General features: G+C 62.9%; 24 protein-coding genes. 15 read left to right on the forward strand and 9 right to left on the reverse strand.

Going from position 1 to position 23,611, the window contains the following annotated elements; all coding sequences use genetic code 11:
• Positions 1-134: 134 nt before the first annotated feature.
• Positions 135-698, reverse strand: a complete 564-nt coding sequence (locus AC1D0Z_RS07370; protein WP_477657594.1) for a PaaI family thioesterase — start codon at positions 696-698, stop codon at positions 135-137.
• Between the two features lie 39 nt (positions 699-737).
• Between AC1D0Z_RS07370 and AC1D0Z_RS07375 the strand changes: the two genes are divergently transcribed.
• The 4 genes from AC1D0Z_RS07375 to AC1D0Z_RS07390 all read left to right on the forward strand — a co-directional run bounded on the left by AC1D0Z_RS07375 (position 738) and on the right by AC1D0Z_RS07390 (position 4,048).
• Positions 738-1,217, forward strand: coding sequence for a MarR family winged helix-turn-helix transcriptional regulator (locus tag AC1D0Z_RS07375; RefSeq protein ID WP_477657595.1), 480 nt, complete (start codon positions 738-740; stop codon positions 1,215-1,217).
• Positions 1,207-2,505: an MFS transporter gene (locus tag AC1D0Z_RS07380; RefSeq protein WP_477657596.1), complete on the forward strand. Its 1,299-nt coding sequence runs from the start codon at positions 1,207-1,209 to the stop codon at positions 2,503-2,505. Before AC1D0Z_RS07375 ends, AC1D0Z_RS07380 begins: the two co-directional genes overlap by 11 nt.
• A 26-nt stretch (positions 2,506-2,531) precedes the next feature.
• Entirely contained in the window at positions 2,532-3,005 is a 474-nt protein-coding gene (locus tag AC1D0Z_RS07385) for a MaoC family dehydratase (protein ID WP_477657597.1), read from the forward strand.
• A gap of 68 nt (positions 3,006-3,073) precedes the next feature.
• Entirely contained in the window at positions 3,074-4,048 is a 975-nt protein-coding gene (locus AC1D0Z_RS07390; protein ID WP_477657598.1) for a magnesium and cobalt transport protein CorA, read from the forward strand.
• 19 nt (positions 4,049-4,067) lie between these two features.
• On the opposite strand, the gene AC1D0Z_RS07395 is transcribed toward AC1D0Z_RS07390, so the two are convergent.
• Positions 4,068-4,727 carry a DNA-3-methyladenine glycosylase I gene (locus AC1D0Z_RS07395; protein WP_477657599.1) on the reverse strand — a complete coding sequence of 220 codons (660 nt, stop codon included), beginning with the start codon at positions 4,725-4,727 and terminating at the stop codon, positions 4,068-4,070.
• Positions 4,728-4,844: 117 nt separating this feature from the next.
• On the opposite strand from AC1D0Z_RS07395, the gene AC1D0Z_RS07400 reads away from it, so the two are divergent.
• The gene (locus AC1D0Z_RS07400; RefSeq protein ID WP_477657600.1) at positions 4,845-5,471 is read left to right on the forward strand and encodes a LysE family translocator; all 627 of its coding nucleotides are present in this window, start codon (positions 4,845-4,847) and stop codon (positions 5,469-5,471) included.
• A 22-nt stretch (positions 5,472-5,493) separates the two neighbouring features.
• On the opposite strand, the gene AC1D0Z_RS07405 is transcribed toward AC1D0Z_RS07400, so the two are convergent.
• The 6 genes from AC1D0Z_RS07405 to AC1D0Z_RS07430 form a co-directional block, all read right to left on the reverse strand.
• Positions 5,494-5,889, reverse strand: a complete 396-nt coding sequence (locus AC1D0Z_RS07405; protein WP_477657601.1) for an SRPBCC family protein — start codon at positions 5,887-5,889, stop codon at positions 5,494-5,496.
• Positions 5,890-5,968: 79 nt separating this feature from the next.
• Positions 5,969-6,757 (reverse strand): SDR family NAD(P)-dependent oxidoreductase, encoded by a 789-nt coding sequence (locus tag AC1D0Z_RS07410; RefSeq protein ID WP_477657602.1) that lies wholly within the window; start codon positions 6,755-6,757, stop codon positions 5,969-5,971.
• A 2-nt stretch (positions 6,758-6,759) separates the two neighbouring features.
• Complete coding sequence (locus AC1D0Z_RS07415; protein WP_477657603.1) at positions 6,760-7,398, reverse strand: 2-dehydro-3-deoxy-6-phosphogalactonate aldolase; 639 nt, start codon at positions 7,396-7,398, stop codon at positions 6,760-6,762.
• A gap of 39 nt (positions 7,399-7,437) precedes the next feature.
• The gene (locus AC1D0Z_RS07420; RefSeq protein WP_477657604.1) at positions 7,438-8,319 is read right to left on the reverse strand and encodes a 2-dehydro-3-deoxygalactonokinase; all 882 of its coding nucleotides are present in this window, start codon (positions 8,317-8,319) and stop codon (positions 7,438-7,440) included.
• The gene (locus AC1D0Z_RS07425; protein WP_477657605.1) at positions 8,316-9,248 is read right to left on the reverse strand and encodes a sugar kinase; all 933 of its coding nucleotides are present in this window, start codon (positions 9,246-9,248) and stop codon (positions 8,316-8,318) included. Before AC1D0Z_RS07425 ends, AC1D0Z_RS07420 begins: the two co-directional genes overlap by 4 nt.
• Positions 9,249-9,393: 145 nt before the next feature.
• Positions 9,394-11,136, reverse strand: coding sequence for an IlvD/Edd family dehydratase (locus AC1D0Z_RS07430; protein WP_477657606.1), 1,743 nt, complete (start codon positions 11,134-11,136; stop codon positions 9,394-9,396).
• 87 nt (positions 11,137-11,223) lie between these two features.
• Here AC1D0Z_RS07430 and AC1D0Z_RS07435 point away from each other — a divergent pair, with 87 nt between their 5' ends.
• From AC1D0Z_RS07435 to AC1D0Z_RS07475, 9 genes are all read left to right on the forward strand, one after another.
• A complete protein-coding gene (locus AC1D0Z_RS07435) occupies positions 11,224-12,192 on the forward strand; it encodes a 2-hydroxyacid dehydrogenase (RefSeq protein ID WP_477657607.1) in 969 nt (322 codons plus the stop codon).
• A gap of 158 nt (positions 12,193-12,350) precedes the next feature.
• On the forward strand, positions 12,351-13,730 hold the full coding sequence (locus tag AC1D0Z_RS07440; RefSeq protein ID WP_477657608.1) for an ABC transporter substrate-binding protein: 1,380 nt from the start codon (positions 12,351-12,353) through the stop codon (positions 13,728-13,730).
• Positions 13,731-13,779: 49 nt separating this feature from the next.
• Positions 13,780-14,643 (forward strand): carbohydrate ABC transporter permease, encoded by an 864-nt coding sequence (locus tag AC1D0Z_RS07445; RefSeq protein WP_477657615.1) that lies wholly within the window; start codon positions 13,780-13,782, stop codon positions 14,641-14,643.
• Between the two features lie 58 nt (positions 14,644-14,701).
• Positions 14,702-15,553 carry a carbohydrate ABC transporter permease gene (locus AC1D0Z_RS07450; protein WP_477657609.1) on the forward strand — a complete coding sequence of 284 codons (852 nt, stop codon included), beginning with the start codon at positions 14,702-14,704 and terminating at the stop codon, positions 15,551-15,553.
• A gap of 21 nt (positions 15,554-15,574) precedes the next feature.
• Positions 15,575-16,645 carry an ABC transporter ATP-binding protein gene (locus AC1D0Z_RS07455; RefSeq protein ID WP_477657610.1) on the forward strand — a complete coding sequence of 357 codons (1,071 nt, stop codon included), beginning with the start codon at positions 15,575-15,577 and terminating at the stop codon, positions 16,643-16,645.
• A gap of 8 nt (positions 16,646-16,653) precedes the next feature.
• A complete protein-coding gene (locus AC1D0Z_RS07460) occupies positions 16,654-17,421 on the forward strand; it encodes an SDR family oxidoreductase (protein ID WP_477657611.1) in 768 nt (255 codons plus the stop codon).
• A 27-nt stretch (positions 17,422-17,448) separates the two neighbouring features.
• Complete coding sequence (locus AC1D0Z_RS07465) at positions 17,449-18,525, forward strand: L-idonate 5-dehydrogenase (protein ID WP_477657616.1); 1,077 nt, start codon at positions 17,449-17,451, stop codon at positions 18,523-18,525.
• Between the two features lie 64 nt (positions 18,526-18,589).
• Positions 18,590-18,976 (forward strand): cupin domain-containing protein, encoded by a 387-nt coding sequence (locus AC1D0Z_RS07470; RefSeq protein WP_477657612.1) that lies wholly within the window; start codon positions 18,590-18,592, stop codon positions 18,974-18,976.
• Between the two features lie 9 nt (positions 18,977-18,985).
• Positions 18,986-19,735 carry a FadR/GntR family transcriptional regulator gene (locus AC1D0Z_RS07475; protein WP_477657613.1) on the forward strand — a complete coding sequence of 250 codons (750 nt, stop codon included), beginning with the start codon at positions 18,986-18,988 and terminating at the stop codon, positions 19,733-19,735.
• Between the two features lie 89 nt (positions 19,736-19,824).
• Here AC1D0Z_RS07475 and AC1D0Z_RS07480 read toward each other — a convergent pair whose 3' ends face one another.
• On the reverse strand, positions 19,825-21,570 hold the full coding sequence (locus AC1D0Z_RS07480) for a DEAD/DEAH box helicase (protein WP_477657614.1): 1,746 nt from the start codon (positions 21,568-21,570) through the stop codon (positions 19,825-19,827).
• A 380-nt stretch (positions 21,571-21,950) separates the two neighbouring features.
• Between AC1D0Z_RS07480 and ettA the strand changes: the two genes are divergently transcribed.
• Positions 21,951-23,611, forward strand: a 1,661-nt coding sequence (gene ettA / locus AC1D0Z_RS07485; protein WP_477655228.1) for an energy-dependent translational throttle protein EttA, incomplete at its 3' end; no start/stop codon positions are given.

The following is a 23,611-nucleotide window of genomic DNA, read 5'->3' on the forward strand; positions in this document are numbered from 1 at the left end:
AGTCGATGGAGCGCTGGAGATTGCCAACGCGCAGCATGGTGTGTAGGAGTCGCATGGAGTTTCACCGTGAAGTCATGGGGTGTCCCATTGTCACCAATCCGTGCCATACGTGCTGAAACCTTCGCGAAAGTCCGCTACTGCGCGGATCGCGCCGGCACCTCGAATACCAGGCAGGTGGTGGTCGCATGCGCATACAGCTTGCCGTCCGGCCCAACTATGCGGCCTTCCGCGGTGGCCAACTGGCGGCCGCAGTGGATCACGGTGCCGATGGCGCGCAGCGGCCCGGTCTTGTGTGAGGCGGCGCGCACGATGTTGATGCTGAGCTCGGCCGTGGTGTAGGCCCGACCCACGGGCATCATGGTGTGCACGGCACAGCCCACGGCGGAGTCGAGCAGCGTGGCGTACCAGCCACCGTGCACCGTGCCCAGCGGGTTGTAGTGCTTGAGTTGCGGCGTTCCCTGGAAGGTGGCTTTACCGGGCTCGATTTCAATCAGCGCGAAGTCCAGCGTTTCGGCGATGTGGGGGTAAGGCAGCTCGCCGGCCAGCATGGCCTGCATGACTTCCATGCCGGTCTTTCCCTCCACGTCTTGCGGCCGTGCCAGGCCGGGTTTTCCGCCACCGTCCACCATGCGGGCGCGCACCGCGGCGCTTTGCTCCATCCACTGAGTCAATGTGTCTTGCGGGGTCATGGCATTCATAAATATTGCATATACAACAGTTGTAGGTACAATCAAATTATGAACGAGAAAACCCGCCTGTCAACCCAGGCCGAACTCAAAGTGCAGGGTTGCACCAACCTCAAGCTGCGCCAGCTGATGCGCCGCGTTGCGCACCACTACGACCTGGAAATGACCAAGGCCGGACTGAAGACCACGCAGTACTCCTTGCTGACCTACGTATTGAAGCTCGGCCCCATGCGACCGGGCGAGCTGGCGCGCGGCATGAAGATGAGTGCCTCCACCCTCACGCGCAACCTCAAGCCTCTGATCGACGCCGGGTGGATAGAGCTTGCCGCGGGCACCGATGCGCGCAGCCGTACCGTGGTGCTGACTGATGCGGGTCGCGCCAAACGCGAGGAGGCCCGATCGCGGTGGAGGGCGGCGCAGGAGCAGCTCAACGCGCTGCTGGGAACCGGGCGTGTGCTGGCCCTACATAACCTGATCAACGAATCTTTAGAGCTTTTGTCCCCCATCGAATCTGGAGCTGATGATGAGTAACCCCGAGCCTTCCCCTTTCCCTTCCAGCGCCGCGCCTTCCGCTTTTTCCACTGCCCTGCCAGCGCGTCGCATCGCCATGTGGCTGGTGCTGCTGGCCGCCGGTGGCACTTTTGCCCTCACCATGGGTGTGCGCCAGACCATGGGCCTCTTCCTCTCGGCGCTGAATACCTCCACCGCACTGGGCATAGGCAGTATCAGCCTGGCCTTCGCTTTCGGTCAGCTCTGGTGGGGGCTCACACAGCCCTTTGCGGGCGCTGTGGCCGACCGCATCGGTACTGGCCGTGTGATCTTCCTGGGTGTGGTGTTGGTGGCGATTGGCACCATCATCACGCCGCTGATGACCAGCACAGTCGGCCTGATCTTTGCCATCGGCGTGCTTGCGGCGGGCGGTGCCGGGATGGCCGGGCCTTCTGTGCTGATGGCCGCCAGCACACGCCTGGTGCCGCCTGAAAAGCGCGGCCTGGCCACAGGCATCGTCAATGCGGGCGGCTCCTTCGGCCAATTCGCCATGGCACCTATTGCCATTGGCCTCACCGCCGCTGTCGGCTGGGCCAGCGCGATGCAATGGCTGGGCGTGCTGGTGCTGCTGGCCGTGCCGGCGGTACTGGTGCTCAAGGGCAATTCAAAGGCGATGGCGGCGCAGGCCGCAGCAGCTTCGGGCACGAAAGCGCTCAGCGCACGCCAGGCCATCAGCCAGGCGATGGCGACACCCAGCTACCGTTACCTGGCCGCAGGTTTCCTCGTGTGCGGCTTTCACGTGGCGTTCCTGGCTACTCACCTCCCTGGCGTGATAGCGGCCTGCGGTTTACCACCCGAAATTGGCGGTTGGTCGCTCGCGATGATTGGCCTCTTCAACATCGTCGGCAGTCTGGCGATGGGGTGGGCTGTGGGCCGCTGGCGCATGAAGTCCTTGCTGGCGCTGCTGTACGCAACGCGCGGCCTGGCTGTGCTGCTCTTTCTACTTGCACCCAAGACGCCGGCCGTGATGCTGATCTTTGCCGCCGTCATGGGCGTGACCTTCCTGTCGACCGTTCCACCCACGGTGGGCCTGGTCGCCAAGATGTTCGGCACGGCCAACATGGCCATGCTGTTCGGTGTGGTCATGTTGTCTCACCAGGTGGGCGGTTTCCTCGGCGCCTTTCTGGGCGGCTATATATTCCAGGCCACTGGTAGCTATGACTGGGTCTGGTACATCGACATTGTTCTGGCCGTCGGTGCCGCCCTGGTAAATCTGCCGATACGCGAGGCGCTGCTGCCGCGGCAGGTGGCAGCGAGGGCCGCGGCCTGAGTGGTCCCTTTTAATGTGAGACATGCGTGGGTAATATTCCTGAAACTGACGTTCCGCAACCCCTTTATCTCGACGACCTGAAGGCTGGTGACCGGTTCGTCAGTGGTGAGCACGCCCTTGACGAAGCTCAAATCACCTCGTTTGCCAAGCAGTTTGATCCGCAGCCTTTTCACCTGGACGATGAAGCGGCCCAAGCTACGCTGTTTGGTGGTCTGGCCGCGAGCGGCTGGCACACGGCAGCCATCACCATGCGCTTGCTGGTCGGTGGCGGTTTGCCGCTGGCGGGCGGCATCATCGGTGCGGGCGGCGAAATCAGCTGGCCCAAACCGACACGGCCGGATGACGTGCTGCATGTCGAGACGGAAGTGGTCAGCGTGACGCCTTCACGGTCGCGGCCCGACCGCGGCATGGTGACCGTGCGCAGTGAAACACGCGACCAGCACGGCGATGTGCTGCAGCATTCGGTCTACAAGCTGGTGGTGCCGCGCAGGCCCGCTTGAGCCCTGCATGACGGCACGTTGACGCTGTGCCAGAATCCACGCAGGCAGCCAACTAGCGGGAACATCAGATGCTCATCAATTGCGTGGTTTACCAAAATGGCACCAAACTCGCCGATATACCTGTCAGCGAGATCAGCGATTACATCTGCCGTCCGGACGCCTTTGTCTGGGTTGCGCTGCAGGATGCCACCCCGGAAGAGCTTGAAGAGATGCAGCATGAGTTCGGCCTGCATGAGCTGGCGGTCGAGGATGCACGGCACGGCCACCAGCGCCCCAAGGTCGAAGAGTACGGGGCCTCCCTTTTTTCGGTGTTGCACCTGATCGAGCCATCCACCGACACACCGGGCCAGCTTCATGTAGGCGAGGTCGACGTGTTCACCGGCAAGAACTACGTGCTCTCGGTGCGCAACCGCAGCAACAAAGGTTTCCTCGGGGTGCGCGAACGCTGCGAGCGTGAGCCCGAGTTGCTCCGCCACGGCTCGGGCTTCGTGCTGTACGCCCTGATGGACGCTGTCGTTGATCGCTATTTTCCGGTTCTTGATGAACTCGAAACCGAGCTGGAGTTGATCGAGAAAGAAATTTTTACGCCCGGGGCAGCGCGCAAAAATATTGAGCGGCTCTATGAACTCAAAGGCAGCGTGATGGTGCTCAAGCATGCGGTCGCGCCGCTGCTCGAAGGCGCCAGCAAACTGTACGGCGGCCGGGTGCCGCAGATCTGTGCCGGCGTGCAGGACTATTTCCGGGACGTTGTTGACCATTTGTCGCGCATCAACGCGCTGATCGAGAACATGCGCGACACCATTGGCACCGCCATCCAGGTGAACCTTGCGATGGTCACCATCGAGGAAAGCGAGGTGACCAAGAAACTCGCAGCCTGGGCCAGTATCTTTGCGGTCTGCACGGCGTTTGCCGGCATATGGGGCATGAACTTCGAAGCCATGCCCGAACTCAAGTGGCGCTACGGTTATCTCATGGCTCTCAGCATGATCGTGGTGGCGTGTTCGCTTCTCTACTGGCGATTCAGACGCGCCAAGTGGCTTTAGACCGTGAACAGGTTCTTAGTCAAGGTACGCGCGGCGGGGTGAAAGCCTTGCGCGCAGCCAGCGCGGCCTTGCGGCTCTCGCAGCCTTCGAGGTGGTCGTTGACCAGGCCCATGGCCTGCATGAAGGCGTACATCGTCGTCGGCCCCACAAAAGTCCAGCCGCGTTTTTTCAAATCCTTGGACAGCGTGGTCGAGGCGGGCGAGGTCGGCATGGCCTTGACGGCCTCGTGCGTGATGCGCGCGGGCCGGTGTTTGGTCTCCGGCTCCAGCCGCCAGACAAAGGCGCCCAGCGAGCCGAACTCTTTACGCAGCTCGATCACACGCTGTGCGTTGTTGATGGTCGAGGCAATCTTGCCCGCGTGGCGCACGATGCTGGCGTCGTTGACCAGGCGCTTGATGTCGCGCGCATCGAAGCGAGCCACCTGCTCAGCATCGAAGTTGGCGAAGGCGCTGCGAAAGGATTCGCGCTTGTTCAAGATCGTGAGCCAGCTCAGACCAGCCTGGAAGCCTTCGAGGCAGATCTTTTCGAACAACCGGCGTTCGTCGTCCACCGGGAAGCCCCATTCGCTGTCGTGGTAGTTGCGGTAAAGCGGTGTCGCTTGGCACCAGGCGCAACGCATGGTGCGGCTGTCGTCGGCAAAAAGGCCGGCGGCGGGTGATGCGGCTGCTGTGGGGGTCATGGGAGGGGTGGCGGAGGGCATGCACGATTTTAGGCAGATGCTTTAAGGCAGATGCAGATGGCCGGTATCATGAAACCAGATATCCCTCGCAGTCCCGCAACTTTCGGAACACGCACCATGTCCCTCCAGCTCTGGCTGGCTTTTGTCGCCGCAACCGCCGTCCTGCTCATCATTCCCGGCCCCACCATCCTTACCGTCATCAGCTATTCGATGGCGCATGGCAGGCGGGCCAACATTCCGCTGGTCGCCGCCGTGGCGCTGGGCGATTCGACGGCGCTGGTCGTGTCCCTGTTCGGCCTGGGCGCGCTGATGGCGGCGTCCGCTTTCTGGTTCACGGTGGTCAAGTGGGCCGGTGGCCTGTACCTGCTCTACCTTGGCATCAAGCTCCTGCGAGCCGGGATTTCGCCTGTGCAGGCCGCGGCGCCCGAGGCACCGGGCTCGTTGTGGAAGCTGTTTGGCAACACCTACCTGGTCACCGCGCTCAACCCCAAGGGCATTGTGTTCTTCGTGGCCTTCCTGCCGCAGTTCATTAACCCCGGCGCCGACGTGACGCGCCAGCTTTGGGTACTGGCCGTGACCTTCGTGGGGATGGCCAGCCTCAACGCCACGCTGTATGCGGTGTTTGCCGCCTCGGCCCGTACGCTGCTCGCCTCGCCGCGCGCGCAGCGGCGCTTCAATCTTGCGGGTGGTTCGCTGCTGTCGCTGGCTGGCGTCTGGGCCTTGCTGGCCAGGCGTCCTGCCTGAATTTTCGCGACTTCGGGCGGCGTCAGGCGGCGCTGAGCGTGCGCTGCATGACCGCCGCACCCTGGCTCATCATCGCGTCGATGTAGTCCCCCAGCGAATCGGGGAGCACATCGGTGATCCAGACAAAACGTGTGCGCTTGTCGCCTTCGGCAAACAGCTGCGCCGAGGCCATATGGTGGCTGGCCTTGCCGCCGGCGATGGTGTAGCTGAGCCGGTGCACTCCTTCGTGGATGCCCACCAGCAATTCCTGCGCTACCGCGCCGTTGGCAAAGGTCACGGTGCGGTTGCCTTCGCTCGGCTTGCAGTCCACCACAAAGCCGGGCGCCAGGCGTTGGTGTACCGCGTTGAAGTCGCGCAGTGCATCCCAGACGCGATCTATGCCCGCGTCGACGGTGAATTCCTTGTAGATCGTCGCCATGTCGCCTCCAGTCTGGCTGGCGCCGGAGCAGCGCCTTGCCGCTACAGGCTAGCAGCTGAAGCGGCCAAAGTCAGCCTGATTAGACGGGGACTGTGTAATTGAGTGTCATCCGCCCGCCATCCACCACCACGATCTCACCCGTGATGTAGCTGGCTGCGTCGCTGGCCAGGTAGGCCACGGTGTCGGCAATCTCGGAGGGCTCGCCCAGGCGTTTCATTGGCGTGCGGCTCATGATTTTTGCCTTGGCCTCGTCACTGGTGAGCACGGCTTTCGCTGCCAGCTCGGTGGCGATGGTGCCTGGCGCGACGGCATTGACGCGTACGCCCTGGCCGGCCAGCGACAGTGCCATCACGCGCGTGAGCTGGTTGATGCCGCCCTTGCTGACGTTGTAGCTGGCGATGGTGGGAATCGCGAGTACACCGTTGACCGAACTCATGTTGACGATGCTGCCCTTGCCGGCGGCCGCCATGACGCGTGCCACGGCCTGGCCCACCAGAAAGGAACCTTTGAGGTTGATGCGCAGCACGGCGTCGAAGTCGGCTTCAGTCACGTCGAGGAATTCGGCGGCCTTGAAGATGCCGGCGTTGTTGACCAGCACGTCGATGCGGCCGTGGGCGGCCAGGGTTTGTGCCACGAGCGCGTCGACCTGGGCTTTGTCGCCCACATCGCAATGAACGTAAAGGCCGCCGAGTTCCGCGGCGAGTGCAGCGCCGCGGGTGTCGTCGATGTCGGCGATAACGACCGGGGCTTTCTCGCGCGAAAAACGCCGTGCGCAAGCCTCCCCGATGCCTTGGGCACCGCCGGTGACAATGCAGACACGGCCCGCCAGCCCAAACGACACCGGGGCAGGTTCTGTGGATGAAATCATGCTCATACCCTTATGCTACCAGCGCAAGCAGCTATAAATTCCATAGCAGATTCGGAAACCTGGGCAGCAGATGCTCCCGGCTTGTAGAGTGCAGATCCGATGCCGAAACCGTTGGCACCTGCAGCCAGGTAGGGCGCCATATTACCGGGCGTGATGCCACCGACCGGCAGCACGGCGGCTTGGGCGGGCAACACCGCACGAAGGGCTTTCACGACCGCTGGGGTGATCATCTCGGCAGGAAAAATCTTCAGCCCGGTCGCGCCGGCGTCGAGCGCGGCGAATGCCTCGCTCGCAGTCATGATGCCCGGCAGGCATACCATGCCGAGGCGAACTGCTTCACGTACCACCGCAGGGTTGAAATTGGGCGAAACGATCAGCTGGCCACCGGCAGCGTTGACATCGCGCACTGCTTCAGGCGTCAGCACCGTGCCAGCGCCGACCAGGGCCTGGGGGAAGGCGCCGGCCATGGCGGCAATGCTGTCCAGCGGCTGGGGTGAATTGAGGGGAATCTCGATCAGGGTCCATCCGGTGGCCACAAGCGCCTGGCCCACGGGCAATGCCTCGGGTGGTGACAGCCCGCGCAGGATGGCCACGAGGGGAAGGGTACTGAGGGCCTGGGAAAATTTCTGGTGTGCGTTCATGATGGAATATGAATGGTTCGCCGTTGCCGGGCAGTTCGGTCAGGGCAGGGTATCAGCGATGGCGCGCAGGCCGCACCAGGTGGCGCCGGCGCCCACGCGCTGGACTGTGACACCGAGCTGGCCCAGCGCCTGTTCATAACGCGCTGTGAGCGCCTCGGCACCCATCACCACCACCCGCTCGCCGCGCGCGAGTGGCTGGGATTTGAGTTCTTCTCCGATGACGACGCCTGAAAGGTAGCTGGGCAGTGCGTCGGTAGCCATCCGCTGGAACAGCGAAAGGGTGCGCGTGCTGAAGGCCGTATTCAGCAGGCCGGGGCCGGCCAGCGCATGCGCCACACCTTGCTCAAAGGCGGCAGCTTCCAGCGATGGTTCATCGTCCGGCAGCATGCGTGCCAGGATGGACTGCCGGCGCAGCAAGGCGTACAGCTCGCCCGTCATCCAGGTTGAAAAATCAGTGACTTGCCGGTTTTCAACGGTGACCCACTTGCTGTGGGTGCCGGGCAGCACAAGCCGGGTGTTGGTAAGGCCCAATAATTGCAGCGCGCCAAAAATCTGCGTTTCCTCACCGCGCATGACATCGGGCACGCCGTTCTTGTCGATGCTGAGGCCGGGAACGATGGCAATGCGGCCCGGCTCGACCCATTCCAGCGCGGCGGCAATCGCGCCAAAACCTGCAGGGCAGGCGCAGTAGGGTGCTTCGCGCCAGCCTTGTTTGCTGCCGACCATGCCGGAGATCAGGCACAGCGTGCCGGGGGTCATCCAGTCGCCGAAGCAGCTTTGAAAAACATCGGGAAAGCCGCCGGCTTCCACCGTCAGGATGCCGCGCGGGAAGGCACGTTCTTCCATCGCTGCGCCGTCCACATCGAGCAGCGCGCCGCGCAGCGACGAACTGCCCCAGTCGACCGCGAGCAGCCGGTTCACAGCAAGGCCCTGACCTGTTCGGGCCGCGGCAGCGGCGCCACAGCACCGTAGCCCTGCACCGTGAGGGCTGCCGCCGCGTTGGCATAACGCGTGGCGTCGAACACCGTGTCGCCCTTGGCGATGCGCGCCAGCAGGTTGCCGCAGAAGCAGTCGCCCGCGCCGGTGGCATCCACCAGCTTCACGCGATGCACCGGTACACGTTCGCGACGCACGCCGTCACTGACCAGCGCACCGTCGCCGCCCAGCTTGAGCACCACGGTTTTGGCGCCGAGGGCATGGCCCCAGTCCACCACTTCATCAGGATCGGTCATGCCGTTGAGGGCGGTGATGTCTTCCAGGCTGGGCAGGAATATGTCGCACATCGAAACGGCGTGGCGGGTACAGGCGAGTGCCCGTTCCAGCGGCCAGAGTTTGAGCCGCAGATTGGAATCAAAAGACACCAGCGTGCCGGCTTCCTTGGCCAGCTTCATGGCGGCAAAAGCCGTGTCGCAGGCACCCGCGGAAATTGCCAGCGATATGCCCGAGACGTGCAGGACTTTGGCCTGGCGCACGGCATCGGCCGCGCCGGCCTGCTGCAGCCAGGCCGGCGTCATGCGGCTGGCTGCGGAGCCCGCGCGCAGGTAGCTGAATTCATGGCCTTTGGGGCCATGGGTGACGAAGTACAGGCCGGTGCTGGCCTCGCTGTCCTGCTGGACCGCTTCCGTGGCAACCTTCTCCGCGGTCCACAAGGCCATTAGCGAGTGGCCGAAGGTGTCGCTGCCCAGGCGGGTGAGATAGGCGGTGCTGGCGCCGGCGCGCGCCGCCGCGATCACGGCGTTGCTGGTGTCGCCGCCAAAACCCTGCAGGTAGTTAGGCTGGCCGGCAGTGGTCTGGTTGAATTCCACCATGGCTTCGCCGAGCGCGACGACATCGAATTTTCTGGCTTGCATTGATTGGGTTTCCTGGCTTCTTCCGGCATCCCGGCGCGGGCTTTTTCAGGGAAGAAAAACCGGAAAAAGCACGCCGCGCCTCAACCCACTATGGTACCCGCGGGCCGGGTGCGGCCCGTACCCGCGCCGTACCCGGCTTACCGGCTCAGTGGTTGTCGCGCGGCACGAACGAACCGCGCTTRCCCACCAGGAAGTCCAGGTCCACGCCTTCGTCGGCCTGCAGCACGTGGTCGATGTACAGCTTCCAGTACCCAGAAGACAGCGGTGGTTCGGGCGCTTTCCAGCTGGTCATTCGCCGCGCAAGCTCTTCATCGCTGACATGCAGATGCAGGCGGCGATTGGGGACGTCAAGTTCGATGATGTCGCCGTTCTGCACCAGAGCCAGTGGGCCGCCTGCTGCCGCTTCGGGGGCGGTATGCAGAATCACGGTTCCGTAGGCAGTACCGCTCATCCGCGCGTCGCTGATGCGCACCATGTCGGTGATGCCCTTGCGCAGCACCTTGGGCGGCAGCGGCATGTTGCCGACCTCTGCCATCCCGGGGTAGCCCTTGGGCCCGCAGTTCTTCAGTACCATCACGCAGTTTTCGTCGATGTCCAGGTTCTCGTCGTCAATGCGCGCGTGGAAGTCTTCAATGGTTTCAAACACTACGGCCCGGCCCTTGTGCACCATGAGTGACGGCGTGGCAGCGCTGGGTTTGATGACAGCGCCGCGCGGCGAGAGGTTGCCGCGCAGCACGGCGATGCCGGCCTTGTCCTTGAAGGGCGCGGACAGCGGCTTGATGACATCGGTGTTGTAGTTTTCCGCGTCGGCGATGTTTTCACCGATGGTTTTGCCGTTGGCGGTGATGGCGCCGGTGTGCAGGTGCTGCGCGATTTCCTTCATCACCACCGGCAGGCCGCCGGCGTAGCAGAAGTCTTCCATCAGGTATTTGCCCGAGGGTTGCAGGTTGACGAGGCAGGGCAGCTCGCTGGCCAGCCGGTCGAAGTCGTCCACCGTGAGCTTCACGCCGATGCGGCCGGCCATCGCGATCAGGTGGATGACGGCATTGGTTGAACCGCCGATCGCGGCAAGGGTCTTGATGGCATTTTCAAAGGCTTCGCGCGTGAGGATTTTCGACAGCAAGAGGTCTTCATGCACCATCTCGACGGCGCGGCGGCCGGCCATGCGAGCCAGCACGTTGCGCCGGCCGTCCACGGCAGGGTAGGCGGCATTGCCGGGCAGCCCAATGCCCAGTGCTTCGACCATGCTGGCCATCGTCGAGGCCGTACCCATGGTCATGCAGTGGCCGTGGCTGCGGTGCATACAGCTTTCGGCCTCGAAGAAGTCCTGCAGCTTGAGCGTGCCTGCGCGCACCTGCTCGCTCATGCTCCACACGCCGGTGCCCGACCCGAGCTCCTGGCCGCGCCATTTGCCGCTCAGCATGGGGCCGCCGCTGACGCCCACCGTGGGCAGGTCGACGCTGGCCGCGCCCATCACCAGCGAAGGCGTTGTCTTGTCGCAGCCCATCAGCAGCACCACGCCGTCGATGGGGTTGCCGCGTATGCTTTCTTCAACGTCCATGCTGGCCAGGTTGCGGTACAGCATGGCGGTGGGGCGCAGCAGGGTTTCGCCCAGCGACATCACCGGAAATTCGAGCGGGAAGCCGCCGGCCTCATAAACGCCGATCTTGACCTGTTCCGCGATCGTGCGGAAATGCGAGTTGCAGGGCGTCAGTTCGCTAAAGGTATTGCAGATGCCGATGACCGGGCGGCCGTCGAACTGGTCGTGCGGGACACCCTTGCCCTTGACCCAACTGCGGTAGGCAAAGCCGTCGCGGTCCTGGCGGCCGAACCATTGCTGGCTGCGCAGTTCTTCGGGTTTCTTTTTGGGTTTGCTGCTGTCGGTCATGTGCTGTTGGCCTAAATAGTAGGGTTAATCCTGAAAGTGTAAAGGTATTATCGTCATACCATTGCGGCCGCTGTCTTAGTGAAAACCATGATCGGAGTAGCTGCCTTGTCCCGCCCGCACATCCTTGCCGTTTCCAAGCTCCCGCCCTTCCTGATGGAGCCGCTCGCTGCGGCCTTCGTGGTACACGACCGCCTGCACGAGACTGATCCCGAGGCGTTTGCAATGGTCGCGCCGCAGATTCGCGGCATCTCGGGCGGCGGCGAGTCCAGGGTCACGGCCGCGCTGATAGAGAAGCTGCCCGCGCTCGAAGTGGTGTCGATCTTCGGCGTTGGCTACGACGGCGTCGATGTACCCGCCGCATTGAACCGCCGCATCCCCGTGACGCACACCCCCGGGGTGCTCAACGACGAGGTCGCTGACCTCGCGCTGGGCCTCATGCTGTCGGTGGCGCGGCGCATCCCCCTGGCAGACCGCTATGTGCGTGCCGGCCGATGGGCCGCCGAGGGTCCGATGCCGCTGGCCCGCAAGGTTTCAGGTGCCCGGCTGGGCATCGTTGGGCTGGGCCGCATCGGGCAGGCCATTGCCAGCCGCGCAGAAGCTTTTGGCATGTCCATCGCCTATACAGCGCGCACCGCCAAGGCGGAGCTGCCGTACGCCTATCATCCCACCGCAGCAGCGCTCGCCGCTGCGGTGGATTTCCTGGTGGTGATCACTCCGGGCGGCGCCGGAACGAAACACCTGATCAATGCTGAAGTGCTCAAGGCCTTGGGTCCCGAGGGTTACCTGATCAATGTTGCGCGCGGCTCGGTCGTGGATGAGGCGGCGCTGGTCGATGCCCTGCAACGCGGCGTGATCGCCGGCGCGGGTCTCGATGTCTTCGAAAAAGAACCGCAGGTGCCGGATGCGCTGAAGGCGCTGGACAACGTCGTGTTGACTCCGCACATGGCCAGCGGAACCTGGCAGACGCGCAAGGCCATGGCGGATCTGGCGGTGGCCAATCTGAGCGCTCACTTCGCAGGCCAGCCACTGCTCAGTCCGGTCCCTGAATGCCAGTAAGAGACTCTTTCGAAAGAGTTCCAGAAGATGAGCCCGGGACCGGTTGCTGTACCGCGGGTTTTCCATAGAAAAACCGGCGTTTCAATCATCATATGATAGCAAGCGCTAAGAGCTGAGCGACCCGGTTAGACAGTTCAACAACCACAGGAGACAAAGCAATGAAGATCAGGACAATTCTTGCCAGCGCGATGATCGCGGGGGGCCTGCTCGCAGGCGGCCACGCTGTCGCGCAAGACAAGCTCACCGTCTGGTGGGTCAAGGGCTTCTACCAGGCGGAGGACCAGGCACTCTTCGACGCCATCAAGAAGTACGAAGCCAAGCACAAGGGTGTGAAAATCGAGCTGTCGCAGTACCCGATCCAGGACATGATCCCCAAGACCGTGGCTGCGCTGGACTCCGGCAACCCGCCTGACGTCGCCTATGCCGACGTGTATGACTTCCAGGTCACGAGCAAGTGGGCCTATGACGGCAAGCTGGAAGACATCTCCAGCGTGATCAACCCGATCCGCGCGCGTTTCGCCCCCAACACGGTGGAGACGACGTTCCTGTGGAACGACGCAGCCAAGACCCGCGCTTACTACGCCTTTCCGATCAAGCAGCAGACCATGCACATCGAGTACTGGATCGACATGCTCAACGATGCGGGTTTCAAGGAGTCCGACATCCCGACCGACTGGAAGGGCTACTGGTCTTTCTGGTGCGACAAAGTGCAACCGGCCCATCGCCAGAAGAGCGGCAACCGCACCTTCGGCATCGGCCAGCCCCTGGGCGTGGACTCGAGCGACTCGTTCTTCTCCTTCCTGACCTTTATGGATGCGTACAACGTGAAGCTGGTGAGCGACAGCGGCAAGCTGCTGGTCGATGACCCTAACGTTCGTGCCGGCCTGATTGGGGCGTTGACCGACTACACCGCGCCGTACACCAAGGGCTGCTCGCCACCGTCGTCCACCAGCTGGAAAGACCCGGACAACAACGTCGCCTTCCACAACAAGACCACGGTCATGACGCACAACGCGACGATCTCAATCGCGGCCAAGTGGCTTGACGACGCCAACAACGACAAGCTCAAACCCGAAGAGCGTGAACTGGCGAAGAAGAACTACAGCGAGCGCATCCGCACGGCAGGCTTTCCAAACAAACCGGACGGCAGCAAGATGATCTACCGCACGGCGGTGAAGACTGGCGTTGTCTTTAGCCAGGCCAAGAACAAGGCCCGCGCCAAGGAGTTCGTCAAGTTCCTGATGGAAGAAGAGAACCTGACGCCGTACGTCGAAGGCTCGCTCGGCCGTTGGTTCCCGGTGACCAAGGCCGGTCAGGCACGCCCGTTCTGGCAGGCTGATGCGCATCGCAAGTCGGTGTTCAACCAGTACGCCAACGGAACGGTGGGCTTCGAGTTCGTCAAGAACTACAAGTTCACCGTGCTGAACAACGAGAACGTCTGGGCCAAGGCGGCCAACCGCGTGCTCAATGAGAAGGTGCCGGTTGACAAGGCGGTGGACGAGATGATTGCCCGCATCAAGACCGTCGCATCCAACTAAAAACCAAAGTCCCTCCCCCCGCTGGGGGAGGGTACAAKCCATGAGCACCATGACCCTCGACACACCGGCCACCGCATCGGCCGTCAGAAAAAATGCCATGACTTCGTGGGAGAAGTGGGGAGCGATTCTTGTTATTCCCTACCTTCTCATCTTCCTGATTTTCGTGATCTACCCGGTGGGCTACGGCCTGTGGCTCGCGCGCCATCCGGAAAGTTACGAGCGGCTGTTTGCCGACCCCATTTTCTTCCGCACGGTGATCAACACCGTGATCTTTGTCGTGGTCTCCGTCAACATCAAGATGATGCTGGCGCTCGGCCTGTCGGGCTTCTTCCTGAACACGCGCTGGTGGGTCAAGATCCTGTCGATGATCTTCATTCTGCCTTGGGCCGTGCCGTCGATCCCGACCATTCTGTCCATGCGCTTCATGCTCAACCCGGAGTGGGGCGTGGTGAACGCCGCCATCTACCGCTTCACCGGCATGGACGGCCCGAACTGGCTGAACGACCCGACGCTGGCGTTGGGCTTTTCGATGCTGGCGCACATCTGGAAATCGCTGCCGTTCTGGACGCTGATCCTGCTGGCCGGCCGTATGGCAATTCCGGGCGAGCAGTACGAAGCCGCGTCGGTGGACGGCGCTTCAGTGTGGCAGAAGTTCCGCTTCATTACCTGGCCGTCAATGCGCTCGCTGTACCTCACATCCACCATCCTCTCGATGATCTGGACGCTGGGTGACTTCAACAGCGTCTACCTGCTCACGGGTGGGGGGCCGGCAGACCTGACGCATGTGCTGGCAACGCTGGGCATCCGCTACCTGCGTCTGGACCAGGTTGACCTGTCCCTTGCCTCCATCGTCGTCGCATTGCCGCTGGTCTTGCCTCTGGTGTATTTCATGATGAAGAGATTGTCAAAATGATGAGTCCTGCCCGCTATTGCACGTTGACCGTTGAGGCGGCCTGTTGCCGGAAACCGGTATGAGCCGCTCCGCATTGAAGGTCATCTCGACCGAAGCCAAGCTGCTGCTCATCGGCATCCCCGTGTTGATCTGGACGCTGCTGCCGATCTACCACATGGTGCTGTTCGCGCTGTCGCCCAAGGACCAGGCGACGACGGGCCAGCTCTGGCCGAAAGCGCCCACACTGCGGAACTTCGAGTTCGTGTTCATGCAGAAGCATTTCTACCTGGACCATTTCTGGATCCAGCTTTGGAATTCCTTGCTGATCGCCGTGTCGGTCGGTGTGCTCACGCTGTTCGTGTCGACATGCGCGGCCTTTGCCATCAGCCGGTTGCGGGTTCCCGGCGGCCGTACGGTGATGAACATGGCACTGTTCACCTACTTCATCCCCGCAGCCTTCCTGGCCGTGCCCATGTACAAAACCATGGGCAACTATGGCCTGCTCAACAACCAGTGGGCGCTCATCCTGGCGATGGTGACGATCGCCTCTCCGTACTGCATCTGGGTGCTCAAGCAGGCGTCGGACAAGCTGCCTTGGGAATTGGATGAAGCCGCGAAGATGGACGGGGCCACGGCCATGCAACTCTTTCGCCTCGTTTACCTGCCATTGATGGTGCCTTCGCTGGTGGCGGTGGGGACGTATGCCTTGCTGCTGGCCTGGAACGAATACCTCTACGCCTTTTTGCTGTTGTCCAAGGACGACAGCGTGACGCTGGCGGTGGCGCTGGGCAACTTCCTCTCGGCCGACGACTCACCATGGGAACTGCTCATGACCACGGGCCTTATCTACGCAATGCCGCCTGCGGCAATTTATTACGCATTCAAGCGCTATATGGTCGCGGGCCTCACGGCCGGCGCCGTCAAAAGCTGATTCACAGGGAAAACAGACAAAATGGCATCCGTCGCATTCAACAAAATCGAGAAGTCCTTCGGCAAGGTCAAGATCATTCACGGCATCAGTTTCGACATCAGCGATGGTGAATTCGTTGTGCTCGTCGGCCCTTCGGGCTGCGGCAAGTCCACGCTTTTGCGCATGCTGGCCGGGCTCGAAGAGATAACCGGTGGCGAGATCTCCATCGACGGCAAGGTCATCAACGACCTCGACTCCAAGGACCGCGACATCGCGATGGTGTTCCAGAGCTATGCGCTCTACCCCCACATGACCGTGCGCGACAACATGGCCTTCAGCCTGAAACTGCGCAAGGCCGACCAGGCGATCACCGACAAACGCGTGGGTGACGCGGCGCGCATCCTGAACCTTGACCCGTTGCTCGACCGCTTCCCGCGCGAGCTGTCAGGCGGCCAGCGCCAGCGCGTGGCCATGGGCCGGGCCATCGTGCGCGACCCCAAGGTATTCCTCTTTGACGAACCGCTGTCCAACCTGGACGCCAAGTTGCGCGTAGCGATGCGGGCCGAGATCAAGGCGCTGCATCAGCGCCTGAAGACCACGACCGTCTACGTGACGCATGACCAGATCGAGGCGATGACCATGGCCGACCGCATCGTCGTCATGCACGACGGCATCATCGAGCAGATCGGCACACCGCTGGAGCTGTTCGACCGTCCCGGCAACCTCTTCGTCGCGCAATTCATCGGCTCGCCGTCGATGAACGTGATGAAGGGCACGCTGCGCGTCGCGGATGGCCGCACCTGGGTGGAAGCAGAGGGGCATTCCTGGCCGGCGCAGGCGCTGGCCAACGCGGTGGACGGGCAAGCGGTGGACTACGGCGTGAGGCCGACCGACCTGAAGGTGTCCACGACAGGCACGGGCATCCCTGCCAAGGTGATCGTGATCGAGCCGACGGGCGCCGAGACCGAGCTGCTGCTGGAAGTGGGCAACAGCAAGATCATCGTCGTCATGCATGGCCGCACCGATGCGCAGCCTGACGACATCATTCACCTGGACGTGGCGCCGGGCAAGGCCCACGTCTTCAACGGCGACAGCGGCCAGCGCCTGTCGTGAGTGCGGCCATGGTCGCCGATTCATTCAAGCTGAACGGCAGGCTGGCGCTCATCACGGGCTCGTCGGCCGGCATTGGCCTGGCGCTTGCGCGAGGGCTTGGCCAGGCCGGCGCGGCGGTGGTGGTCAACGGGCGCAATGCAGCCAAGGTGCGGGAGGCCGCGGCCCTGTTGCGCAGCGAAGGCATCACGGCGCACGTGAGTGCGTTTGACGTGACGGATTCCGGGGAGGTGAAGGCAGCGGTGGAGACCATCGAGTCAACCATCGGTCCGATCGACATCCTGTTCAACAACGCGGGCATGCAGATCCGCAATCCGCTGGAAGAGTTTGCCGAAGAGGACTGGCACAAGCTCATGCGCACCAACCTCGACAGCGTCTTCATGGTGGGTCAGGCCGTGGCACGTAAGATGATCCTGCGCAAGCGCGGCAAGATCATCAATATCTGCTCGGTGCAAAGCGAGATCGGCCGGCCGGGCATCTCGCCCTATATGGCGACCAAAGGTGCGGTGAAGATGCTGACCAAGGGCATGGCGATCGACTGGGGTCCGCATGGCCTTCAGTGCAATGCAATCGGGCCGGGGTACTTCAGGACCGAGCTGAACGAGAAGCTATCGTCGGATGAGAAGTTCAATTCCTGGCTGATCGGCCGCACGCCGAGCCGGCGTTGGGGCGAAGTGCATGAACTGGCGGGGGCGGCGGTGTTTCTGGCCAGCGATGCGTCCAGCTTCATGAACGGGCATGTGTTGTATGTCGATGGCGGGGTCACCGCCCAACTTTGATTTTTTGTGAGCTGAACTTCAATGAATATGCGCGCCATCGTCTGCCACGCCCCGCTGGATCTGCGCTTTGACTCGCAGGCAGTCGAGCCCGTTGGCCCGAAGCAGATGCGCGTGCGTGTTGCCTTCGGCGGCATCTGCGGCTCGGACCTGCACTACTTCCAGCACGGTGGCTTCGGCACGGTGCGCATCAAGGAGCCGATGGTGCTGGGGCATGAAGTTTCGGGCATCGTGAGCGAAGTGGGCGACGAAGTCGCGGGTTTCGCACCCGGGCAACGCGTGGCTGTGTCGCCATCGCGTCCCTGCGGCGTCTGCAAATACTGCCAGCTCGGCCAGCACAACCATTGTTTGGACATGCGTTTCTACGGCAGCGCCATGCGTTTCCCCCACGTGCAGGGCGCATTCCGCGAAACGCTGGTGATCGACCAGACGCAGGCCTACGCCGTGTCCGAAGATATTTCATTGTCGGAGGCTGCGCTGGCTGAGCCGCTGTCGGTCGGCCTGCATGCCATCAATCGCGCAGGCGTCGTGTTCGGCAAGAAAGTGCTGGTCACCGGTTGCGGGCCCATCGGCGCCTTGCTGATCGCGGGCCTGCGGCGCGCCGGGGCGGCCGAGATTGTGGCGGTGGACATTGCGGAGTTGCCGCTGGCGTGCGCGCTCAAAATGGGTGYGGACAAAGCCATCAACCTGTCGGCACAGCCCGATGCGCTGGCGCCGTATGCGCTGGAGAAGGGCTACTTCGACGTCATGTTCGAGGCCTCGGGCAATGAGCGCGCGCTGCTGTCCGGGCTCCAGGTCGTCGCCCCGCGTGGCGTGATTGTGGCCGTGGGGCTGGGCGGCGACATCAAAATCCCGATGAACGCGCTGGTGGCACGGGAGATCGATCTGCGCGGCACCTTCCGCTTCCACCATGAGTTCGCGGTGGCGGTGGAGTTTTTGAACAAGCGCCTGATCGATGGCCGGCCGGTTATCACCGATATCATGAACTTCGACCAGGCTACGGATGCCTTCAAGCTGGCCGGCGACAAGGGCAGGGCCATGAAGGTGCTGCTGCAGTTTGCGCCCGATGCTGCGGCCAGGGCCGGGCTTGCGCAGGCCGGGGCCTGAGGCGCGGGAAATCGCGCCTCGAATTTATCCACCACAAATTCATGAATACGAACACGGAGCTTTTTTGACCACCTTCACCAAAGTCATTCTCTACACAGACGAAGCCGACGGCCTCGCAAAGTTCCGCGAAGAGCAGGTTCCGCTGCCAGAGGGCAATCCGCAATCCATGCTTTCCGCGCTGATGCCTTCAGGCGGCTACCAGTTGCGCCACAGCCCGGTAGGTTTTCGCAGCCAGTTCCATTGTTCGCCGCACGGCCAATGGGTATTCATTCTGGGCGGCGAGATGGAGATCGGCCTGCAGGGTGGAATTTCCCGCATCTTCAAGCCCGGACAGCATTTCTACTCCGAAGACCTGCTGCCGGCCGGCGCCACTTTCGATCCGGCCGTGCATGGCCATTGGAGCCGCCAGGTAGGTTCGGACCCGTTGGTCACCTTGTTTGTGCGAGGCTAAAGGAACCCCATGGCCACCATGAAAAACGTCCACGGCAACACGGTTGACCACATCGGGGAAGCCATCGTCGCGGGCCGTTATACCGCCGGCATGTCCATGCCGCCGGAGCCGGTGCTTTGCGAGGAACTGGGCGTGAGCCGCACGGTGGTGCGCGAAGCGGTCAAGTCACTGATCGCCAAGGGGCTGGTTACCACCGGGCCCAAAGTGGGCACCCGCGTGCTGACCGAGGAACACTGGAACTGGTTCGATCCCGACGTCATCGCCTGGAAGGCCAAGGCCGGCATCACGCCCGAATTTTTACGCGACCTGCTGGAACTGCGGCGCTTGGTGGAACCAGCCGCCGTGCGCATGGCCGCCGAGCGGGCCACCGCGGAAGAGATCGCCGGGATCGAGGATGCCTACGCGGGCATGAAACGCGCCGTGGAAGGCGGCGGCGACTACGTCACCTATGACCTGCGTTTTCACCAGGGCCTGCTGCGTGCCGCGCACAATCGCATGTTGGTCCAGATGAGCAAGGCGCTCAGTGCCTTGCTGCGCACCAGCTTTGAAATTTCGACCATCCGCAAGGACGGGCCCAAGCGCTCCCTGCCGCTGCACCGGGCGGTGCTGGATGCGGTGATCGCGCGCAACCCGGCCAAGGCCGAAAAAGCCATTCTGGTGCTGATTGACGGCGCGCACGAGGATATCGAGCTGGTGCTCGGTTCGCGGCGCCGTTTGCCCAAGCTGAGCAATCCGGCCAAGCAGCTGAAAGCAGCTTGAACCTGAGGTGCGGAATTGGGATTTTGCAGCCTGCCGCGCCGAACAATTGCATGGCGACGCCCACGCAGTGGGATGGCCGCCGTTAGCGCTTAGCGGCCGGTAAACGAGCCGGGACCGCCAGGCCGGCGGGGCCCGTTGCCCCGGCCGCCACCACCACCGCCGCCATTACCACCACCAGAGCGGTTGCCGCCCCGGTAGTTGCCGCGGTTGCCGCCCGTGGGTTGACCCGAGGACGGGAAACCGGAGGAGGCGTGGCTGGCGGGTTGCTGGTTGTCAAAGTCGTTGCGCGGCTCCCTCGGCTCGCTGCGGGGCGCGCGTGGCTGCTGGTCGTCGCGCGGCGGGCGCTGCGTCTGCTGGCGTGGCGGCTGGCCGTTCTGTGAATAGCCCGAGGCCTGGCGTGGCTGGCCGGGGTTGGGTGTGCGGGGACCGCGGCCGCTGCCGCCGCCGTTACCACCACCTCCGTTGCCGCCGCCGGCAGGACCGCGTCCGCGCGCGCCGCCATTGCCGCCACCACCGTTACCGCCGCCTGCACCGCGCGCGGGCTGGGCGCCCTTGGTGTCGCGGATGCGCTGCATCATCTCGGTGCGGGCGGCCTTGGCCGCTGCCTGCATCACGTCGCGGCTTGGTGGCTTGCCCAGGCCGCCCCAGATGGTCTGGCGGCCCATGGCCAGTGGCTCGGCGCGTTCGCCGGATTCGGCTTCAAAGCCGGGGACCACTATTTTTTCGATGTTTTGCTTGGTAAAACGCTCGATGTCCTGCATGAAGCCTTCTTCATCCAGGCAGACCAGGCTGACGGCTTCGCCGCTGTTGCCGGCGCGGCCCGTGCGGCCGATGCGGTGCACATAGTCTTCGCTGACGTTGGGTATTTCGTAGTTGACCACGTGTGGCAGCTCGTCGATGTCGATGCCGCGGGCGGCGATGTCGGTGGCCACCAGTGCGCGGATCGTGCCGCTTTTAAAGTCAGCCAATGCCTGGGTGCGGGCAGTCTGGCTCTTGTTGCCGTGCAGCGCCATCGCGGGAATGCCGTTCTTGGTCAGGTGCTCGGCCACGTTGTTGGCGCCGAACTTGGTGCGGGTGAACACCAGCACCTGGCTCCAGTTGTGCTCGTTGATGATGTGGGTCAGCAGCGCTTTCTTCTTGCTGCGGCCGACGGGGTGGATGGTCTGCGTGATGCGCTGCACCGTGGTGTTGCGCGGCGTGACCTGGATGGATTCGGGGTTCTTGAGCAGGCCGTTGGCCAGTTCGCGGATTTCATCGCTGAAGGTCGCGCTGAACAGCAGCGACTGCTTCTGCTTGGGCACCAGGGCCAACACCTTCTTGATGTCGTGAATGAAGCCCATGTCCAGCATACGGTCGGCTTCGTCCAGCACGAGGATCTGTACCTGGCTCAGGTCCAGCGTACCCTGGCTTGCGTGGTCCAGCAGGCGGCCCGGAGTGGCAACCAGGATGTCCACGCCGCGGCGCAGTTTTTCAATCTGGGCGCCCATGCCGACGCCGCCGAACATCACCATGGAGGTGAGGTCGGTGTATTTGCCGTAGGTACGCACGCTTTCTTCGACCTGGGCCGCGAGTTCGCGGGTTGGGGTCATGATCAGGGCCCGCACGGCGTTGACGCCGCGGCGGTTGGTCAGGCGCGCCTCGGTGGACAGGCGCTGCAGCAGGGGAAGGGTGAAGGCAGCGGTCTTGCCGGTGCCGGTCTGGGCGCCGCCCAGCAGGTCCACGCCTTTGAGCACGGCGGGGATTGCCTGGGCCTGAATGGGGGTGGGGGTGTCGTAGCCCTGCTCGAGCACGGCCTTCAGAATGGCCGGGGCCAGGTTCAATTCTTCAAATGTCATGATGTTGCGCCGTAGGGCGCTTTAGATCGGCCTGTTGGGTGTCTTGTTGGAAGACAACCCGCCAGTCAAAGGCAGATGGGGTCAGAAAGTGGGCCCTAAACATTACGTTTTACATCGTAAGCAGCCACTTGAAGCGGTACCCGGATGTGCCCAAATGTTGCAGGCAACTGGAGCCAACAACCCCTGTATTGTCGCACAGCAACGATAATGGGGCATTCACGCATAAACCACGCCTTGTCCAAAGGCGGTTTGCGCCCAGGCGCGGCGTGTCGTTCCAGCCCGCAAGAAAGCCTGCAGGGCAGCCCGTAAAAACTACTTTTGCGGACCGCCGGCAGCCCGTTTTCTGGCATTGTTTTTCATTTTTACCAAAGTTAATCCTGATGGCTCAGTACGTATTTACCATGAACAAGGTCGGCAAAATCGTGCCGCCCAAGCGCCACATCCTCAAGGAGGTGTCGCTCAGCTTCTTCCCGGGCGCCAAGATCGGCGTGCTGGGCACCAACGGTTCCGGCAAGTCGACCTTGCTCAAGATCATGGCCGGTCTGGACACGGAAATCGAGGGTGAAGCCACCCCTATGCCGGGCCTGAATATCGGCTACTTGCCGCAGGAACCCAAGCTGGACCCCGAGCACACGGTGCGTGAAAGCGTGGAAGCCGGCATGGGCGCGGTTTTCGCCGCCAAGGCACAGCTCGAAGCTGTGTACACCGCCTACGGCGAGCCCGATGCCGACTTCGATGCACTGGCTGCCGAGCAGGCCCGCCTGGAAGCCATCATCGCCACGGCAGGCACTGATTCCGAGCACCAGCTTGAAATCGCCGCCGACGCGCTGCGCCTGCCGCCTTGGGACGCCAAGATCGGCGTGCTCTCGGGTGGCGAAAAACGCCGCGTGGCCCTGTGCAGCCTGCTGCTGTCCCGGCCCGACATGCTGCTGCTTGACGAACCCACCAATCACCTGGACGCCGAATCGGTGGACTGGCTGGAGCAGTTCCTGCAGCGCTTTTCGGGCACCGTGGTGGCCATTACCCATGACCGCTACTTCCTCGACAACGCCGCCGAGTGGATCCTGGAACTGGACCGCGGCCACGGAATCCCCTGGAAGGGCAACTACAGCAGCTGGCTGGACCAGAAGGGCGAGCGCCTGGCGCAAGAGCAAAAGGGCGAGGAAGCCCGCGCCAAAGCCCTCAAGAAAGAACTTGAGTGGTCGCGCCAGAATCCCAAGGCACGCCAGGCCAAGAGCAAATCGCGCCTGGCCCGTTTCGAGGAACTCTCCGACTTCGAATACCAGCAGCGCAACGAAACCCAGGAAATCTTCATCCCTGTGGCCGAGCGCCTGGGCAATGAAGTCATTGAATTCAAGAATGTCAGCAAATCCTTCGGCGACCGCCTGCTGATCGACAATCTCAGCTTCCAGGTGCCCGCAGGCGCCATCGTCGGCATCATCGGTCCCAATGGTGCGGGTAAATCCACGCTGTTCAAGCTGATTGCGGGCAAGGAGCAGCCCGACAGCGGCGAAGTCGCCATCGGCAAGACCGCGCGCATGGCTTTTGTCGACCAGCACCGCGACGACCTGGCCAATGAAAAAACCGTCTGGGAAGACATCTCGGGCGGCCTGGACATGCTGACCGTCGGCAAGTTCACCATGCCCAGCCGTGCCTATGCCGGCCGCTTCAACTTCAACGGCGCCGACCAGCAAAAGCGTGTCGGCATGCTGTCAGGCGGTGAACGTGGGCGTTTGCACCTCGCCAAGACCCTGATCGCGGGCGGCAACGTACTGATGCTTGACGAACCTTCGAATGACCTGGACGTGGAAACCCTGCGTGCGCTCGAAGACGCGCTGCTGGAATTCGCCGGCTCGGTGCTGGTGATCAGCCATGACCGCTGGTTCCTTGACCGCATCGCAACCCACATCCTGGCCGCTGAAGGTGACAGCCAGTGGACTTTCTTCAACGGCAACTACCAGGAGTACGAAGCCGACAAGAAGAAGCGCCTGGGTGAAGAAGGTGCCAAGCCGAAGCGCGTTCGCTTCAAGGCACTTCACTG

Source organism: Polaromonas sp. P1_E3 (genome assembly GCF_056405935.1).

What these genes read in the sequence shown, in the direction of transcription:
- AC1D0Z_RS07455 (WP_477657610.1), top strand. Translation starts at nt 15,575, where the DNA reads ATGGCATCCGTCGCATTCAACAAAATCGAGAAGTCCTTCGGCAAGGTC.
- AC1D0Z_RS07390 (WP_477657598.1), top strand. Translation starts at nt 3,074, where the DNA reads ATGCTCATCAATTGCGTGGTTTACCAAAATGGCACCAAACTCGCCGAT.
- AC1D0Z_RS07460 (WP_477657611.1), top strand. Translation starts at nt 16,654, where the DNA reads ATGGTCGCCGATTCATTCAAGCTGAACGGCAGGCTGGCGCTCATCACG.
- AC1D0Z_RS07440 (WP_477657608.1), top strand. Translation starts at nt 12,351, where the DNA reads ATGAAGATCAGGACAATTCTTGCCAGCGCGATGATCGCGGGGGGCCTG.
- AC1D0Z_RS07480 (WP_477657614.1), bottom strand. Translation starts at nt 21,570, where the DNA reads ATGACATTTGAAGAATTGAACCTGGCCCCGGCCATTCTGAAGGCCGTG.
- AC1D0Z_RS07425 (WP_477657605.1), bottom strand. Translation starts at nt 9,248, where the DNA reads ATGCAAGCCAGAAAATTCGATGTCGTCGCGCTCGGCGAAGCCATGGTG.
- AC1D0Z_RS07380 (WP_477657596.1), top strand. Translation starts at nt 1,207, where the DNA reads ATGATGAGTAACCCCGAGCCTTCCCCTTTCCCTTCCAGCGCCGCGCCT.
- AC1D0Z_RS07410 (WP_477657602.1), bottom strand. Translation starts at nt 6,757, where the DNA reads ATGATTTCATCCACAGAACCTGCCCCGGTGTCGTTTGGGCTGGCGGGC.
- AC1D0Z_RS07375 (WP_477657595.1), top strand. Translation starts at nt 738, where the DNA reads ATGAACGAGAAAACCCGCCTGTCAACCCAGGCCGAACTCAAAGTGCAG.
- AC1D0Z_RS07370 (WP_477657594.1), bottom strand. Translation starts at nt 698, where the DNA reads ATGAATGCCATGACCCCGCAAGACACATTGACTCAGTGGATGGAGCAA.
- AC1D0Z_RS07435 (WP_477657607.1), top strand. Translation starts at nt 11,224, where the DNA reads ATGATCGGAGTAGCTGCCTTGTCCCGCCCGCACATCCTTGCCGTTTCC.
- AC1D0Z_RS07445 (WP_477657615.1), top strand. Translation starts at nt 13,780, where the DNA reads ATGACCCTCGACACACCGGCCACCGCATCGGCCGTCAGAAAAAATGCC.
- AC1D0Z_RS07405 (WP_477657601.1), bottom strand. Translation starts at nt 5,889, where the DNA reads ATGGCGACGATCTACAAGGAATTCACCGTCGACGCGGGCATAGATCGC.
- AC1D0Z_RS07450 (WP_477657609.1), top strand. Translation starts at nt 14,702, where the DNA reads ATGAGCCGCTCCGCATTGAAGGTCATCTCGACCGAAGCCAAGCTGCTG.
- AC1D0Z_RS07395 (WP_477657599.1), bottom strand. Translation starts at nt 4,727, where the DNA reads ATGACCCCCACAGCAGCCGCATCACCCGCCGCCGGCCTTTTTGCCGAC.
- AC1D0Z_RS07400 (WP_477657600.1), top strand. Translation starts at nt 4,845, where the DNA reads ATGTCCCTCCAGCTCTGGCTGGCTTTTGTCGCCGCAACCGCCGTCCTG.
- AC1D0Z_RS07415 (WP_477657603.1), bottom strand. Translation starts at nt 7,398, where the DNA reads ATGAACGCACACCAGAAATTTTCCCAGGCCCTCAGTACCCTTCCCCTC.
- AC1D0Z_RS07475 (WP_477657613.1), top strand. Translation starts at nt 18,986, where the DNA reads ATGGCCACCATGAAAAACGTCCACGGCAACACGGTTGACCACATCGGG.